Below are 16,842 nucleotides of genomic sequence, written 5' to 3' on the forward strand. Positions count from 1 at the left end.
TAAAACTCACTGAACGACCTGTCAATGGAAATATTGAAAATATCTATAACTTTAATAGCTCATTTAGTTCTTTAACAGAGCGTTCTAACCGTGCAACCAATTCTTCGGACAACCCGTATGCTCCATCTGGCAGACGTTCAATCCACTGATCCACTGCATACACCCCGCCAAGAATATGTCTTCCGCCCAGTGCATTAATAACCGGCTTCAAGGCATAGTCAATGACCAGCAGGTGAGCCAGTGTACCTCCGATAAATAAAGGCAAGACAGGTTTCCCTCTTAGCCCCTCCTGCGGAACCAAATCCAGGAATATTTTCAATAGTCCTGAATAGGACGCCTTATAGACTGGAGAAGCCACAATAACGGCATCCGCTGCTGCAATCAATGCAAGTGATGCTGTGACGTCGGGGCTGTTAAAGTTAGCTGTGACCAGATCCTCCGCTGGCAAGTCGACCACATTCAGTAATGTGACCTCCGCTCCAGCCTGCTGCAACTGCTCCGTTGTATAGTTAATCAAGCCGTATAAACGGGATTGTGTAGACGGACTGCCTGATAGGATGACAACCTTGGACATATTTTTTCCTCCTTCTGTTATGCGTCAACCTTCACTTTGGATCTGGCTGCTGTATAGCGGTTCTCAGGAATAGGCACGCCCAGGTTTTCACGCAGTGTGCTAAATTCATAATCCTGACGGTAAATACCGCGTTCCTGCAAAATAGGCACAACCAGATTTACGAAGTCATGCAGACCCGATGGCACATCAGAACCAATAATGAATCCGTCTGCCCCTTTTCTTTCGAACCACTCCTGCACTCGATCCGCTACCTGCTCAGCGGTTCCGATAAAAGAGGTTCTCGGTGTAGCTGAACGCAGCGCAACCTCGCGTAAGGTCAAATTTTGTTCCTTGGCTACTCGTTTGATTTTATCTGTACCGCTGCGGAACGCATTGCTGCCAATACCATCAAGCTCAGGGAATGGCTCATCCAGCGGATATTGTGAGAAATCATGATGATCGAAGAAACGTCCCAAATATTTTAACGCAGCCTCAATCGTCACCAGATTAGTGATCTCTTCATACTTACGTTCCGCTTCCTCCGTCGTGCTGCCAATAATCGGCGAAATGCCCGGCAAAATGACAATATCCTCTTCGGATCTACCATAACGTACCGCACGTTCTTTTACATCACGATAAAACTGCTGCGCTTCCTCTAACGTTTCATGTCCTGTAAATACAGCATCCGCTTCCTTGGCGGCCAGGTTTTTGCCATCCTCCGAGGAACCTGCCTGGAAAATAACCGGCTGTCCCTGCTTGGATCGCCCAATGTTTAGCGGACCTTGCACAGAGAAAAACTCACCTTTATGGTTCAGTGTATGCAGCTTTTCAGGATCAAAGAATACGCCGGCTTCCTTATCACGAACGAACGCATCCTCTTCCCACGAGTCCCACAGTCCTTTGGTAACCTGTAAATATTCCTCTGCAATTTTATAGCGCTGCGGATGCGACGGGTGCTCGCCTTTGCTAAAGTTAAGGGCAGAGCCTTCGAGCGGGGAAGTTACCACATTCCAGCCTGCACGACCTCCGCTAATATGATCAATGGAAGAAAACTGGCGTGCTACCGTGAACGGTTCGCTATAGGAAGTCGACAGTGTGCCGACCAGTCCGATATGCTTCGTCACCCCAGCCAAAGCGGACAAAATCGTAATTGGTTCAAAACGGTTCAGAAAGTGCGGAATGGATTTTTCGTTAATGAACAGGCCATCTGCGATAAATACGAGGTCAAACTTTCCTTCCTCTGCCTTTTGCGCCTGCGTTTTATAAAATTCAAAGTTAACACTCGCATCCGCAGGTACTTCAGGGTGACGCCAAGTCGTCATGCTTCCCCCAACACCGTGAATAATCGCACCAAATTTAATTTGTCTATTCTTAGCCATAACCCTTCCACCTCTCTTGAAAATAATGATTTCCCGTCGGCTTATACCACTTGATTGTAACTTTCCAACACTTTACCCAACTCTTCCAGATCCGGGTTGAGCAGTGCTTCATATTTATTATCGCCGCCTACCTCGACGACAGGGACATAACGAATACCATATTTGGTCTCCAGCACGTCACGCAGCGCATCATTTCCGTCCACTTGGATATTTTCATACGGCTGATTTTGGGATTCCAGGTACGATTTGATCTCTCCACAAAAATGACAGCCGGTTTTACTCCACAATACAACTTTAGGTTTGGACGACATATACATACCTCCGTGAGCTTAATGTTTATAATCCCGATGAATTAAATAAGAATTATATTTATAATGTATCCTGCCGCCCCTTTTCCGTCAATCGCTTGTGTAATAGACATTGCTAATTCAACGATAGAAAATTTTAATTTTATATCGTAATTAATCGGTTTATTGGGAGCTTGGTTATTTAAAATTAGATGAATTGGAGTTTAAATGGACCTTGGCGCGGACATCCTTGGAATAGTAGCGCCCTTGTGGCGAAATGAAATGAGGTTGGACAAATGCAGGAATGGGCCTTGGTAGCTTTACGTACGTTATTAGCTATCGTTATTCTTTTTGTGATTACCAAGATTCTTGGAAAACGTCAGGTATCGCAGCTTTCCTTGTTCGAATATATAACTGGCATCACCATCGGTAACTTGGCGGCTTCAATTCCTTTAGAACGTGAATCCTCTTGGTATTTGGGTACTGTCTCGTTAGCCGTATGGGTACTGACAACACTTGGCATTGAATATTTGCAAATTAAAAGCAAGAAAGTCAGAGATTTATCAGATGGAATGACAACAATCCTGATCAAAGACGGCAAAATTTTAGAGGATAATCTGAGAAAGGAACGGCTTACCCTGGATGAACTCATGGAGCAGCTACGAAGCAAGAATGTATTCAAAGTATCTGATGTAGAATTTGCTCTCATGGAAACCAGTGGCGAAGTCAATGTGCTGTTAACCAAAGACAAGCAGCCTGTAACGCTTAAGGATCTGAATATACAGCAATTACCGGAGAAGGAACCCACAGCAGTCATTATGGATGGGCAACTTATGGAGCAACAAATGGCATATATGGGGATTACTCAACAATGGCTGGATGCCAAGCTAAAGGAAAAGAGCCTAACGGTCAAAGATGTGTTTTTCGCGCAGGTGGACCCGCAAGGAGAACTATACATTGACCAATATAGTGATAATGTACAGCTAAGCAAGGTACAAGATTCGAATCAAGCCGTGCTGACTTTGCTGGAACAATGCACAACGGAGTTGCAAAAACTCGCATCTGGTTCCAGTGAGCAACAAAGAAAACAGCTATATGAGCAATGCTCACAAAGCTTGAAAGAAGCTATACAGGAGATGCAGCCGGTAAATACATCTAAGTCCTGAGCACATACGCATATGCCATAAGAGTATAAGCATGGGAACTAAAAGGAGCGTCCTTCAGCCACTTATGGCTTTGAAGACGCTCCTTTTTAACTTACTGTGCCGGTGTACATTTCACAGTTGCTGCTGCCTTTCATTACTTTCTGGCGCAGCGGCAGCATAACTGTAAATACCGTTCCTTCTCCCACCTTGCTGGATACAGAGATAGAGCCGGTATGCATTTCTGTTATTTTATAGGCAATGGAAAGTCCCAAGCCGCTGCCTCCTGCAGTTCGGGTCCGTGACTGGTCTGCTTTATAAAATCGTTCAAAAATGCGCTGCTGATCCTGTTCGTTGATGCCCTGTCCCGTATCCGCAATGCAGATAACCGCCTGATCGCCGTTACTTGAAAGAGAAACAGATATGCTTCCACCCTGTGGTGTAAATTTAATGGCATTGTGAAGAAGATTCACCCAAACCTGGCCCATCAGATCCTCGTCTGCGTTGACCTCAACTATATCCACCTCAACAATCATATCGATTTTTTTAGCCTCCCATTGCGGTTCGCAGGCGAGAATAAGCAAAATCAGCTGCTTGTCCAGCCGATAAAGGGACGGACGAAATGGATGCCGCTCCGAATCCAGAATCGCCAGCTTCATGAGATTATCGCTTAGCTTGGATATTGAACCTATTTACACTGTAAAAAAATAATCTCGTTCTACCTTGCTCACTCTTAAACCAAATGTTTTATACCACTCGGATTTCCCTTTTTCCTGCGCTACCTTGTGCAGCTCGTTATGTTTCCAATTTTTTATAGCGTCCAGAGACTCCCAATAAGAAACTGTAATGCCTACTCCATTGTGGTCACGAACACTTTCCACACCTAGAAAACCAGGCTGTTGGGCAGCCAGTTCCACCATTTTGTCTCCCATCACTCCGTATCCGCCATCTCCTTCCGTACGTTCAGAAGTAAAGATAGCCGCATAATAGGGCGGTCGAGGAGTTTTAGCAATTGAGTTCATATGACATGTTCCTCCTAAAACAAAATTAAATAACCTTTCTTTAATTTGATTATAATCATAAATATTAAATAAAAAAAATGAATATATCTGATATGATGCATGAATATATTTCATAAAAAATAGGAGTGAACACGAATTTGTTTAAATATAAGATTTTTCTTTGCGTAGTTGAAATGGGAAGTTTCACAAAGGCCGGGGAAGTTTTAAATCTTACACAATCAGCAATCAGCCATGCGATCTCTGGATTGGAACATGAACTAGGGTTGACTCTTCTGATCCGAGGTCGTTCAGGCATCCGATTGACCAATAACGGGGAAAGATTAATGAAGCGATTTAGAGAGATTGTACAAATGGATGAAAAGCTCTACCAAGAGGTAGCTTTAATTAAAGGATTGGAAATCGGAACCGTAAAGATCGGCACATTTTCAAGCGTCTCTATTCATTGGCTGCCCCGTATTCTAAAAAAATTCAATGAGCAGTTTCCTCTTATTGAAGTAAAACTGCTCGATGGGAACTACCATGAAATTGAGAGCTGGATAGTCAGTGGGGAAGCTGATTTCGGCTTTGTGAACCTACCCACATTAGACACATTAGAGGCGTTGCCATTAAAAGAAGAAAGCATGCTTTGTCTACTTCCTTCCGATCATATTCTTGGAAAGCAAGCCTCAATTCGAGTAGAACAGCTCAGAGATGAGCCTTTTATTATGCCTGTTGCAGGCTGTGACACGGATGTAAGAAATATTTTTTCACAGCATAATATGTCACCCAAAATCAAATATGAATTAGAAGATGACCATGCGATTATGGCTATGGTGCAGAATGGCCTAGGCGTGAGTATTCTTCCTGAAATGATCCTGTCTCACATTCCTTACGACATCTCTATTCGACCTTTGGACGAAAGGCATTTCCGTACTATCGGTATCGCTACCGTTTCCTTAAAAAATGTTTCTCCAGCAGCCAAAAAATGTATGGACTTTATTACTGAATGGATCAACTAGCTTCATCATGTCGGCCAAGGAAGCGGATTCTCAAAACTGGACCAGTCCATATCCATTTCGTTATCGTTCAGCAGACATTCATCTAGCTCTTCTTCCAAGTCCGGTCGATTCATTCCAATACCTATCATGACGATTTCGTTCATGCGGTCGCCCCATTGTTCATCCCAATGGTCCAGAGCCTCAGGGTCAGCTGCAACGATCTCCTGCCGTTCTTCTTCAGATAACGCAGCAAGCCAGCTTCCCGCAGGGCCAAATTGAATAGATGGTCCTGCCTGGCTAATACTCGCTGCCCAATCCTGCGGGGTTGCAATCCAGGCCAAACCTTTGGCGCGAACGACCTCCTCCGGCCAGTAGCTCATAAATTCAGCCAATCTCGCAGGATGAAATGGTCTTCTACGGCGATATACAAAGGAATTGATCCCATATTCGTCTGTTTCCGGTGTATGGCTTTCAAGCTCCAGCTCCCGAATCCATCCAGCGGATTGACTAGCTTTGTCAAAATTGAACAGCCCTGTATTCAAAATGTCCGAAGGAGCGACCTTTCCCTTAGAAGTTCGAATGATTCGGGCTTCAGGCTGTAATCTCCGCAGCACACCCTCCAGCTTGTCTAGCTCCACAGGCTGAACCAGATCGCACTTATTCAAAATCAATACATCACAAGTTTCAATCTGGTCAATCAACAAGTCCGAGATATCACGCGTGTCGTCTTCACCAGTAGCCTGCCTACGATCCAGTAGCGTTTCTCCTGATTCAAAATCATGCCAGAAACGGTTCGCATCAACTACGGTCACCATGCAATCCAGTTTTGCCAGCGAAGCCAAATCAATGCCAGTTCCTTCATCGGCGTACGTAAAGGTTTGAGCGATTGGCACGGGCTCACTGATGCCTGTAGACTCGATTAAAATATAATCAAACTCGCCTTGCTCCGTCAGCTTCTTGACCTCCAGTAATAAATCTTCACGCAATGTGCAGCAAATACAACCATTAGACAACTGGACCAGTTTTTCTTCTGTTCTGGACAAGCCGCCCTCTTTTTTAACCAGCTCAGCATCTATATTCACTTCACTCATGTCATTGACGATGACTGCCACTTTCATTCCGTCTCGATTGTTTAATACATGATTCAAAATCGTTGTTTTTCCTGCACCCAAATATCCGCTCAACACTGTTACCGGTATTGGTTTCTTATTCATCGCTGCTACGCTCCCTTGAATATTAGCTTTTCATTCTTTTAAATCGTAATAATTACTATTAACATCAACTTTCAGTAATATACAGCATCCCTTTTACCTTGTCAACTGTAAAGAAACTCTTGAAATGAATAATCTATCCATTAGGTAATCGTAAAATGATGGAACTCTGTGCGGGACGATTGGATGCCTATCAACGTGTGCTCGGGATGACATTAGCCAGCTTCCCCTTCTGGTTATTGCTTTCTGTATATGGAGTTTTCAGCGTGGGAATGCCAAGTAAGGAACAGACGGTACAGTCCGCCTTGGTGGCTGTGTTTTCAGGGGTGATCTACTCAGAAAATAATATCTAAAAAAATAGATCCCGTTTAGCACATATTTATTCTTGCCATGGTCGTTCAAGTGTGGATCAGGCACCAGAAAAAAAGCAGCAGATCAAGAGGAAGCTCCTGATCTGCTGCTTTTTGCCGATTATTTCTCACAAAGAATAATGCTTTATTGCGAGTACGAAGTATTATTACCAAGCGTAGGCTTCTGGCGCAGGTTTTCCCGGACCAGGGAAAATCTCATTCAGCTTGGCAAGCACATCTTCGCTCAATTTGACCTCAGGTACCCGTAGAGCATCCTCTAACTGTTCTAAGGTCCGTGGTCCGATAATTGGAGCCGTTACGGCCGGATGGGACAGTACCCAAGCCAGTGCAATCACGTCTTCCTTTTCACCCAGCTCGCGGGACAATGCTGCAAATTGCTCCAGCTTCGCACGATTCTGCTCCACCTTTTCCTTGGCGCGTGCGCTGCGAGAACCAGTACCTGCTAACGCATTCCGTCCCAGCAGTCCGCCCGCCAGCGGGCTCCATGGAATCACACCCAGACCCAACTCCTGAGCTGCTGGTAATACTTCAAGCTCGGCGGAACGTTCGTTCAGGTTGTACAAATGCTGCTCCGATACAAGCCCTAGAAAACGCCGTGCCTTCGCTTCTGCCTGCGCCACCGCAATATGCCAGCCTGCAAAATTACTAGAACCGATATAATCAACTTGTCCCCGATCCACCACGGACTCGAATACGCCCCACAGTTCATCCCATGACACATTTCGGTCAATATGATGCATTTGATATAGCTCTACATGGTCGGTTTGAAGACGTTTCAGCGACGCATCCAAATGACGGCGAATTTTGTAAGCAGACAAGCCTGATCCTGCGTTGGGTCCGTCATGTTCATTTTTCATGTCTCCGTATACCTTAGTCGCCAACACGACCTTCTCGCGTCTTCCGCCGCCCTGCTGGAACCAACGTCCGATAATTTCCTCTGTCCAGCCTTTACGGTCATGGCCATAAACATTAGCCGTATCAAAAAAGTTAATGCCCGCATCCAGCGCGACATCCATAATTTTAAACGCATCCTTTTCTTCGGTTTCCGGTCCGAAATTCATCGTCCCCAGACATAACCGACTAACCTTTAAGCCTGACTTTCCTAAGTATGAATACTCCATACTGCCTCCCGCCTTTACCTAAGGATTTTAAAATTCCGCAAAATTACATGCCAAAAAAGACCATACTCCGTTTATTCACCAGAACAAACCACATTGAAACACCCCCAAATGCAATTTAAAGGTTGGATAGCGCATGCAAAAAAGCCCCGCGCACCGCCGAAGCAGCAAGCGCGAGGCATCTCCTACCATACTACCTACTCCATATGAAAAAATAGTGACTTTACGGCGGTTGCCAGCGGAGCGGAGGATTTGAATCTGGAGAAGCGGAGCGCTCGCCTTTGCTATGGGATTCTTACCTTGTCATGTCCTAATCCAATGCAAAGAATCCCGTGGCAACAGCGATCGTAAGATCAAATCCTTCGCGGAGCAGCTCACTTCAACCACCGTAACTCATTCTTTTTTTTACAATCAAGGAATCAATTTCGTTTCTTTTGCTCGCTCGGCCATTTTTTTCGTATGCTTGCTGAGCGGCTTCTTAAACACCAATCCAAACAGGAAGCAAACACCGATAAATACAAACAGCATCACCACATCCCGTGTCACCGTTGAAGGCAACATCCCTCCTACTGTCTCTCGTAACAGACTAACCGCATAGGTGAATGGTACAAACGGATTCAGCGCCTGAAAGAACGGTGTACTCGTCGCAATCGGGAATGTCCCTCCTGAACTGGAGAATTGAAGTACCAACAGGATGACCGCCAGTCCCTTGCCGATATTGCCGAACACAGAAACTAGTGTATAGGTCATCGCTGTAAACACCAGACTGATCAGCATAGAGGACAGTACGAAGGCTACTTTGGCATCCACATACGCCCCGAGCAGGAACAAGTCACCGAGAGATACGCTCAGCGCCTGAAAAATACCAATCGTGGAGAATGTCATAAGCCGTCCGAAATACACTTGGTAGCTTTTAAATTGTCCTTCCGGGTCATCCACATCCACCCTGAACATCGAGACCAGTAGCATCGCACCCACCCAAATCGACAATGTAGTGTAAAAAGGTGACATCGCCGAACCATAGTTGGGGATTGGGTATATCCGTTCCTGCTTCAACGATACCGGACTGCCGAGAAAATCACTTTCCTTTTTCACATCCCCCTTGAGCAATGCAATAGCGCGTCCGAGTGCATTTTCGCCCTTAAGCTTGCGAATTGTGTCTGCAGCCTGGCGTATGGAATCCTCGGCAGCTGGAAGATCGGTCCTTACAAAATTGGCTACTTGGTGTACCGCTTTTTCTGCTTCAGGGAATTTATTTTCAATTAAATCAGCCATTTTGACAAACTGTTGTTCCGCTTTGGGCAAATCATTACGCACAAAATCTGCTGCCTGATGAATTTTATTTTTAACCGCCGGCAAATCGTTATTTACGAAGTCTGCCGCTTTGTTCACAGCATTCGTAAACTCGCCCATACGTCCCTGAATCGTCGTCGCCGCTTCATGCAGTTTTTGACGGTATTGTGGCAGATCCTGCTGGAGACGTGTTAGCTCTTGCTGACCGAATTCTGCTGCAGCCTGTGCGTCATTTAATAGCTTTTCAATATTCGGTAGCTGCTCTTGAGCTGTAGTCAGCACATTGGCAGAATTGCGGGCAACGGATTTGATCTGATCCAGCGCCTTTTGAATGGCGGGTGCATACTCCGTATCATAATTGCCCAAAATGCTGTCAATTCCGCTACTGATTTCTCCTGCAAGGCGATCAGTGTCATCCAGCAGATTTTGCGCAGGCTTTTCACCGCGCTGGATGGCATCCCCGATACTAGTTACTGTGCTATTCAGACGACGGAAACGATCCTCCACCCCGCTTACACGGGAAATAAGTGAATCCAGAGGTTGACTTGGCAAGTATCCGTTCACACGGTTCAGCAATTGAGAAATATGATCCAGCACCCCCACGGCAGTTGTCAGCCTACCGCTGACACGATTCACCGCAGCTTGTGCTGCTTTAGGATCAAAATCCACACCACGAATGATGTCTGTAATCTGAGAAACTTCGCTCGCGATTTGTTGTACCAGCTGTAAGTCTTCTTTAACTACTGTACCAATCGAATCAAGCGCGCCCTCGTTTTTGTCCAGAAATTCAAGTAAACCGGTTGTAAAGCCCTTGCCTGTGTCCGCTATTTTCTGTACTTCTGGCAGTGCTTTCTGAGCAGCATTAATGACCTTAAGGGCCGTTTGCGTGTCCTCTAAAGCGGTAGCCAGTGCGCTTTCTACCTTGCTGAAATTTTGATCCAGTTCAACAATTCGATCACCGGCCTTTTGAATATCAGGTAGTCTTTTTTGGATATCCAAAATAACAGTGGCTACCTTGTCCAGCTCAGGCATGTTTTTGTCAATTTTGAGCACCAGGTCACCGGCACGGTTAATTTCAGGAATTTTCTCCTTCAATGCAATGATCTTTTGTCCCTGTGCCTTTATCTTCGGCAAATTTTGCTCCAGTTCCAATGCCTGTTTGCCCAACCTTTCGATATCCGGCAATCGATTATTCAGCTCCAACACCCGGTTCTCAATGTTACGAATCGTCGGGAGCTCCTCCTCCAACTTGACTCCGGCTTCCTTCAACTTCGTCAATACAGCCTGGCTGGCAGTTTCAATAAAGTTTTGGCTAATCTGGTTCGTCAGAGAGGTTGCCCCCGAAGATGTAATTTTCGGAGCTACTGCATTAATTTTTTCATTTACGGCGTAATCAATTTCCGGCTTTTGCGGATTTTCCGTCAGCACACTCGTAATTTTCTCTGAAAAATCTTTTGGGATCAGCAGGCTGGCATAATAATCACCATCCAACACACCTTTTCGTGCTTCCGCTTCATTAACAAAAGTCCAACCCAGCTTCTTGTTATTTTGAAGGTTATGCAAAACCTCATCGCCGATATTAATCTTTTTACCATTCACTTCTGCACCCTGGTCTTGGCTAGTTACTGCAATTTTAATCCCGGATGTATTCGCATACGGATCCCACATCGCTTTCAAATTCACCCATGCATAGACGGAAGGCAAAAGAATGATGCCAATAACTAATAAAGTCCCGGTCGATACTTTGAATACATTTCTCCAGTCTGTTAAGTAGATTTGCCATATCTTCCGCAACTTCATCACTCCTTGTATGTACATTAACCTGTCGTCCATTGTTGTATGCACACGTATTGTAAACGATTCGAGCGAATGAAGCCAATTCTGTTACAAAATATGTCAAAAGCGTATGCCTCTTATAGAGATCATACGCTTTTTACTAAAATCAATCTGCTTAATTTCGAACTCCATTCGCGGGCATAGCCTCTAGGGAATAAAATGCTCCTTTTTTATTGATTTTTCCCACAACAGTAACCCCGCCTTTTTGGGAGAACGTATACTCGTTATCCTTAATTTTTACGGTATATCCTTTTATGTTAATTCCAAAAAGGGATTGCACTTTCGACTTCACTGCTGAAAGCGCCTGAGTTTGGCTGAGCTTTGGCTTAGCGAATGCTTTGACAAAATCCTTTTCCCCCGTCCAATCCATGCCAAGCTCGTTTTTTACGGCCCACACTTTACCGGTTTTCACGCCAATCAGCACGTTGTTTAACTCATTATCGTCCCGGATATTCCAAACGGTATCATTGCCTTCATGCTGACGAAACACATATTCAAACGGATTGCTCGAAGGAATACCAAGTGTTTTGAGCGAACGATTCGCTTTGTTGGTCAGTGCAGCTTTAACGTCTTTGAGCGAATACATTATGCTGGCCGTTATTTTATTTCCTTGATCAAGATCAATGTAGAGACTTTGGTCATGTCCCCACAGTACCCAATAATTTTTGAGTTCTCCTTCATCATTCGGGGAATATACACGCCAGACGGCCTTCGTTTTAAACACACCATCACGATCAAATGTTTTCAGGAACGATGCAACCCTACTGCGTAGATTATTGTCCATAACTTTGTTGAGATCAGCCGCATCATAAATAATGCTGGTGGATTGCACGATTCCCTTTTTGGAATCGTAATTTTGGATGAAATCAGCAGTAGCTGTCCCGCTCAAAGTACCGTTTACCGTCCAAGCGTCAAAAGCAGTATCAGCGCTTGTAAACTCTATTGTTTGTTTCCCCGCTAATGTGTTCAGCACATCTGTTAAACGCTTAGTGGCGGTTGGGTCCAAGTTAACAGAAGTTTGTGCGTTTTGAGCTATGGCAACGGCGGGCTGCTGTGCCCATGCAACTGGAGCCGTTCCCAAAAGTATGGATATTACCGCAACTGATGTAGTGACAGAACTCCATTTTTTCATGGGTCAATTCCTCCTGACATCTCAATTGAGACGGATATGAATGGGGACATGTATCCTTAGACGTAACACCAAAATAAAAGTTTCTTGCCCCCAACCCAAAGAAGCCCTTCGAACCTGATAAATAGGCTCGAAGAGCTTCCTTCTTATGCATCGTTATCCATTCTTCAGCAGTCTGGCCGCCGAAAATGCTGCGCCATGACGCAACTTCCGCTTTTCCAACCGTTTGTGAAGCGAACGATTATACAGAACCTGAATGACAAAATACGAGATAATGCCCAGCACCACGCCGAAAATCGACATGCCGATCAGGATGTGCAAGCCTCCGTGCAGCAAGTCTCTGAATACAGACCAGTTGCCGTGAAACAGCTCCATAAAAGAATGCTCGTGAAGTCGTCCGCCCCTGACATGTACCGGATAATGAGATGGATAAATCCAAGCTCCCACTTGCTTGGCGAATGGCATCAATACAATTGGCAAAAAGGTCAGCTTACCTACGACGTTACCCACAATGGCCGCAGGCAGCGAGCCACCGGACAGACGAACAATCGGATAAAAAACAAGATATACCAGAGAAGCCGTGGAAATCACGATCATCTCCAGCGCAAAGCCAATGGCGAAGCCCAAAGAGATCTTTTTAACTCCACCAGGGGCGCGCAACAGCTTGATGAAATTCAGCCGAATCGCACGCCATATATTTTGAAACATATTATATTTCTTCTTCGATTTATAAGGTTTGAGCCTTTTCGGATTGAGCTTTATCAATAGGAGGACTCCTTCAACAGTACAATTCAAGTTCAGGAATGAGTCAATACAGCTCCCATCCTTACTTATGTCTATACTGTCATTATAACCCTCAGCGTTCGAAAAGCAATGTTATTCCGCCTGTTTCGCCGTTTTAGGACAGAATTCGCTTGTTGACATCGTTTTGGAGAGGTACAATGTCCCAAATCTCAGCCGCGTACTGCTGAATCGTACAATCACTAGAAAATTTCCCGGAATGGGCCATATTCACAATAGCTCGCCGAGTCCACTCCGAGGGATTCCGATACACCTGTTCAATATGAACCTGTGTATCCACATAGGCTGCGAAGTCCTTGAGCACAAAGTATTCATCATTATGATCAATCAGGGATTGATAAATGGCCTCAAATTCCCGTTCATGCCGCGTAAAAGGAGCATCGTTCACAAGTTGATCCAACACTTCACGCAGTCTTTCGTCACTGTTGGCTGTTTTGCGCGCCGAATACTGGCCGTCCCGGTAATATGCCTCGATCTGATCCACCTTCAATCCAAAAATGAACATGTTGGCATCTCCTACCATTTCATGCATTTCAACATTGGCTCCGTCCAATGTACCTATTGTGAGCGCACCGTTCATCATAAATTTCATATTCCCTGTGCCTGAGGCTTCCTTGCCTGCCGTGGAAATCTGCTCACTGACATCCGCAGCAGGAATAATCAGCTCCGCTAGCGAGACCGAATAATTTTCAAGGAAAACGACTTTCAGCTTGTCCTTGACATCTACATCCCGATTGATTGTTTCCGCCACGTTGTTAATAAGCTTGATCGTCTGTTTGGCGAGAAAATAACCGGGAGCGGCTTTGGCTCCAAAAATAAACGTGCGTGGCGTCACATCCAGGCCAGGATTACTTTTAAGCTGGCTGTATAGGTGCATCACATGCAAAATGTTGAGCAGCTGTCGCTTATAACCATGCAACCGTTTGACCTGTACATCAAAAATGGAGGACGTATCCAGTCGCACGCCCTGTTTCGCAAAAACATGCTCAGCGAGCCTGACTTTATTATTTCGCTTAATCGCCTGTATCCGTTCTTTGAACGACTCGTCCCCACTGTAACGAAGCAGGTCGATGAGCTCCCTTGGACGGGTCCTCCAGCGTGTGCCGATGGTCTCATCGTACAAGCTTGCCAGCTCCGGGTTGGCGTGTATTAGCCAGCGGCGATGGGCAATCCCGTTTGTTTTATTGTTAAAACGGTCAGGGTACAGCTCGTGAAACGACTTCATCTCTCGTTCCTTTAATATTTGCGTATGCAGCGCAGCTACCCCATTAACGCTGTAGCTGCCGACGATTGCCAAGTGAGCCATACGGATTTGTTCACCGTGAATAATCGCCATTTCACCAATTTTGATGTCCTGACCCGGGTAACGCTCCAGTAGCATAGCGCAATAACGTTTGTTAATTTCTTCAATGATTAAGGAAATACGAGGAAGTAGCTCCCGTACCATATTGACAGGCCATTGTTCCAGCGCCTCACTTAATATCGTATGATTCGTATAAGAAACGGTTCGCGTCGTAATATCCCATGCATCGTCCCAACCCAAGCCCTTCAAGTCTATCAGAATACGCATCAGTTCCGGTATAACCAGCGTCGGATGTGTATCGTTAATGTGCAGTGCTATTTTATCGGGCAACTGGCTATAAGGTAAACGGAGCTTCTCGAACGTACGCAAAATACTTTGCAATCCGGCCGAGCACAGGAAATACTGCTGCTTCAAGCGAAGCAGCTTGCCCTCATAATTGGAGTCATCCGGATATAGAAATGCTGAGATGGATTCCACCGATCGATTGTAGTCGAGAAAGCGGTAATAACCGCCCTCGCCTCGAATCGGTCCTCGAACGGGATCAAGCGCTGATTCCGCACTCCAAATCCGCAGCGTATTCACCTGCGCATGACCATAGCCCACCAGCGGAATATCGTAAGGGACAGCCCAGACTGTTTCGGCATCCTGTGTCTCGAATACAAGACGTCCCTCCTGTTCACGGGTTTCCACTCTTCCCCAAAAATGAACCTCGACCTTTTTGTCAGGACGGCGTTCCTCCCAGACATTCCCTTTCTGTAGCCAGTAATCCGGCAGTTCAACCTGATTGCCGTCCACAATACGCTGTTCAAACAGACCATATTTATATCGGATACCACAACCATGTCCTGCATAGCCAAGGGATGCCAGCGAGTCCATGAAGCAAGCCGCCAGACGGCCAAGACCACCATTGCCTAGCCCCGCGTCCGCCTCCTGTTCTTCAATTTCCTCCAGATCCCAGCCCAGTTCACCCAATGCCTGCCGAACCATATCGAGTACGCCCAAATTCAGCAGATTACTGCCCAATAGACGACCTATCAAAAATTCCAGTGAAAAATAATAAATCTGCTTCTCTTGTCCCTCTTTGTAGGCTTGGTTCGTTTCTGCCCAATTCTTGCCGACTTGTTCACGAATCATGCCACCCAAAACCTTATATACGTCTTCCGACTGAGCCTCCTGCATCGGTTTGCCCAGCCTTCCGACCAGTTGCTCTCGAAAAGCCTGCTTAAAAGCTTCTTTATTGCTGAACAAAGTTGTACCTCCTGTTATTTCCGTTTTAATGACTAAGTATATCCTTTAAATTACGCTATTCTTGGCAATGACATAGGGCACTCTAATGTCGCCAATCAGAGTTCGATCTGGTGAAAGCTGTACATCTTTATCTAAAACCACATTCTCCACAACTGCCCCTTTACGGATGACACATTTTTGCATAATAATCGAGTTGCTTACCCGCGCACCCTCCTCCACCCGCACTCCACGGAAAAGAATACTGTTCTCGACCTTGCCCCCAATGGTGCAGCCATTGGCAACAAGTGAATGATCCACCTCGGCGCTGTGCGTATAGCGGGTCGGGGCTTCATACTTGATTTTGGTATGCACCGGTTGATTCTGAAACAGTGCTTGATACTGCTGCTGATCCAGCAGCCTCATGCTATTTTTATAGTAGCTCTCGATAGAATTAATGACTGCATGATAACCTTCATAACGATACGCATAAATGCGTAGCCCACTTGGGTTTTTCTGGATGGCATCGCGAAAGAAATGATTATCCTGATGGGCAATGCAATGCTTCACCTGATCCAGATACAGGCTTTTGTCCATCACGAACATTTCCAGATAAATATTATGATGATCCTGCTCCTGATGAATACCAGTCACTCGTCCGTTCTCATCAATCTCCAGGCGTGCACAAGGAGCATGCTCAGATTCGAGCTGGTCTATGGGTTTATATACGAGGGTAACATCTGCATTTTTCTCCCGATGATAACGGTATACATCCTCGATATCAACCTTATTGACATGCTGAGTTCCTGCGTGAACAATGGTTTGCCCCGATGAGCGATGGAAAAAGTCCAAATTGTTGTGCACATGCTGCAAATCCCCACGTGATGCATCCGTCGGATCATTCCAGTCCGGTGGCAAAATAAACAACCCGCCCCGTCTGCGGTCTAAATCCCAAGGTCGACCTTCACCCAGATGATCCAGCAGCGAACGGTATTTGCGGCGGATAAACAGTGCAATATCATGCACCCCTGCATGCATCATGTTGGATAAGGTAAAATCAATGAGCCGATATCGACTGGCAAAGGGTACTGCGGCCCCGCACCGGAAATAGGTTAACTCCTTCAACTGATCCAGTTCGTGATCCAGGTTGATAACTCCAATGAGTCGGCTCATAGCAGACACCGTCCTTATCCGGG

Annotated in this window: 13 protein-coding genes and 2 pseudogenes; 3 read left to right on the plus strand and 12 right to left on the minus strand. The window is 45.7% G+C overall.

Features of this window, described 5'->3' with window-relative positions:
• Window positions 1-43: 43 nt before the first annotated feature.
• From ssuE to C1T21_RS07245, 3 genes are read right to left on the minus strand one after another with little or no spacing between them, the layout of a single operon-like run.
• Entirely contained in the window at window positions 44-574 is a 531-nt protein-coding gene (gene ssuE, locus C1T21_RS07235) for an NADPH-dependent FMN reductase (RefSeq protein WP_103047773.1), read from the minus strand.
• Window positions 575-591: 17 nt separating this feature from the next.
• Complete coding sequence (locus C1T21_RS07240; protein WP_013310067.1) at window positions 592-1,932, minus strand: LLM class flavin-dependent oxidoreductase; 1,341 nt, start codon at window positions 1,930-1,932, stop codon at window positions 592-594.
• A gap of 41 nt (window positions 1,933-1,973) precedes the next feature.
• Window positions 1,974-2,243, minus strand: a complete 270-nt coding sequence (locus C1T21_RS07245) for a glutaredoxin family protein (RefSeq protein ID WP_023988351.1) — start codon at window positions 2,241-2,243, stop codon at window positions 1,974-1,976.
• 272 nt (window positions 2,244-2,515) lie between these two features.
• On the opposite strand from C1T21_RS07245, the gene C1T21_RS07250 reads away from it, so the two are divergent.
• Window positions 2,516-3,385: a DUF421 domain-containing protein gene (locus tag C1T21_RS07250; protein WP_103047774.1), complete on the plus strand. Its 870-nt coding sequence runs from the start codon at window positions 2,516-2,518 to the stop codon at window positions 3,383-3,385.
• 86 nt (window positions 3,386-3,471) lie between these two features.
• On the opposite strand, the pseudogene C1T21_RS07255 reads toward C1T21_RS07250, so the two are convergent.
• A pseudogene (locus tag C1T21_RS07255) lies at window positions 3,472-4,044 on the minus strand (sensor histidine kinase); the annotation flags it as partial.
• Between the two features lie 9 nt (window positions 4,045-4,053).
• Window positions 4,054-4,383, minus strand: a complete 330-nt coding sequence (locus tag C1T21_RS07260; protein WP_025722950.1) for an antibiotic biosynthesis monooxygenase family protein — start codon at window positions 4,381-4,383, stop codon at window positions 4,054-4,056.
• 137 nt (window positions 4,384-4,520) lie between these two features.
• Here C1T21_RS07260 and C1T21_RS07265 point away from each other — a divergent pair, with 137 nt between their 5' ends.
• The gene (locus tag C1T21_RS07265) at window positions 4,521-5,381 is read left to right on the plus strand and encodes a LysR family transcriptional regulator (protein WP_103047775.1); all 861 of its coding nucleotides are present in this window, start codon (window positions 4,521-4,523) and stop codon (window positions 5,379-5,381) included.
• A gap of 5 nt (window positions 5,382-5,386) precedes the next feature.
• Here C1T21_RS07265 and C1T21_RS07270 read toward each other — a convergent pair whose 3' ends face one another.
• Window positions 5,387-6,574: a GTP-binding protein gene (locus C1T21_RS07270; protein ID WP_103047776.1), complete on the minus strand. Its 1,188-nt coding sequence runs from the start codon at window positions 6,572-6,574 to the stop codon at window positions 5,387-5,389.
• 134 nt (window positions 6,575-6,708) lie between these two features.
• Here C1T21_RS07270 and C1T21_RS07275 point away from each other — a divergent pair.
• Window positions 6,709-6,903: pseudogene (locus tag C1T21_RS07275) on the plus strand (multidrug resistance efflux transporter family protein); the annotation flags it as partial.
• A gap of 185 nt (window positions 6,904-7,088) precedes the next feature.
• On the opposite strand, the gene C1T21_RS07280 reads toward C1T21_RS07275, so the two are convergent.
• The 6 genes from C1T21_RS07280 to glgD all read right to left on the minus strand — a co-directional run bounded on the left by C1T21_RS07280 (window position 7,089) and on the right by glgD (window position 16,819).
• Window positions 7,089-8,063, minus strand: coding sequence for an aldo/keto reductase (locus C1T21_RS07280; RefSeq protein WP_103047777.1), 975 nt, complete (start codon window positions 8,061-8,063; stop codon window positions 7,089-7,091).
• Window positions 8,064-8,471: 408 nt separating this feature from the next.
• The gene (locus C1T21_RS07285) at window positions 8,472-11,147 is read right to left on the minus strand and encodes a YhgE/Pip domain-containing protein (protein WP_103047778.1); all 2,676 of its coding nucleotides are present in this window, start codon (window positions 11,145-11,147) and stop codon (window positions 8,472-8,474) included.
• A gap of 157 nt (window positions 11,148-11,304) precedes the next feature.
• Window positions 11,305-12,321 carry a hypothetical protein gene (locus C1T21_RS07290; RefSeq protein ID WP_103047779.1) on the minus strand — a complete coding sequence of 339 codons (1,017 nt, stop codon included), beginning with the start codon at window positions 12,319-12,321 and terminating at the stop codon, window positions 11,305-11,307.
• A 153-nt stretch (window positions 12,322-12,474) separates the two neighbouring features.
• Window positions 12,475-13,026: a DUF2062 domain-containing protein gene (locus tag C1T21_RS07295; protein WP_028542387.1), complete on the minus strand. Its 552-nt coding sequence runs from the start codon at window positions 13,024-13,026 to the stop codon at window positions 12,475-12,477.
• Between the two features lie 190 nt (window positions 13,027-13,216).
• Window positions 13,217-15,670, minus strand: a complete 2,454-nt coding sequence (locus tag C1T21_RS07300) for a glycogen/starch/alpha-glucan phosphorylase (protein WP_103047781.1) — start codon at window positions 15,668-15,670, stop codon at window positions 13,217-13,219.
• A gap of 45 nt (window positions 15,671-15,715) precedes the next feature.
• Window positions 15,716-16,819 (minus strand): glucose-1-phosphate adenylyltransferase subunit GlgD, encoded by a 1,104-nt coding sequence (gene glgD / locus C1T21_RS07305; RefSeq protein WP_103047782.1) that lies wholly within the window; start codon window positions 16,817-16,819, stop codon window positions 15,716-15,718.
• Window positions 16,820-16,842: the final 23 nt, after the last annotated feature.

The organism is Paenibacillus sp. F4, from assembly GCF_002894905.1.
Taxonomy (GTDB): domain Bacteria; phylum Bacillota; class Bacilli; order Paenibacillales; family Paenibacillaceae; genus Paenibacillus; species Paenibacillus polymyxa_B.

Coding starts and splice junctions, on each gene's coding strand:
- ssuE (WP_103047773.1), bottom strand. CDS start 574: ATGTCCAAGGTTGTCATCCTATCAGGCAGTCCGTCTACACAATCCCGT.
- C1T21_RS07240 (WP_013310067.1), bottom strand. CDS start 1,932: ATGGCTAAGAATAGACAAATTAAATTTGGTGCGATTATTCACGGTGTT.
- C1T21_RS07245 (WP_023988351.1), bottom strand. CDS start 2,243: ATGTCGTCCAAACCTAAAGTTGTATTGTGGAGTAAAACCGGCTGTCAT.
- C1T21_RS07250 (WP_103047774.1), top strand. CDS start 2,516: ATGCAGGAATGGGCCTTGGTAGCTTTACGTACGTTATTAGCTATCGTT.
- C1T21_RS07260 (WP_025722950.1), bottom strand. CDS start 4,383: ATGAACTCAATTGCTAAAACTCCTCGACCGCCCTATTATGCGGCTATC.
- C1T21_RS07270 (WP_103047776.1), bottom strand. CDS start 6,574: ATGAATAAGAAACCAATACCGGTAACAGTGTTGAGCGGATATTTGGGT.
- C1T21_RS07280 (WP_103047777.1), bottom strand. CDS start 8,063: ATGGAGTATTCATACTTAGGAAAGTCAGGCTTAAAGGTTAGTCGGTTA.
- C1T21_RS07290 (WP_103047779.1), bottom strand. CDS start 12,321: ATGAAAAAATGGAGTTCTGTCACTACATCAGTTGCGGTAATATCCATA.
- C1T21_RS07295 (WP_028542387.1), bottom strand. CDS start 13,026: ATGTTTCAAAATATATGGCGTGCGATTCGGCTGAATTTCATCAAGCTG.
- glgD (WP_103047782.1), bottom strand. CDS start 16,819: ATGAGCCGACTCATTGGAGTTATCAACCTGGATCACGAACTGGATCAG.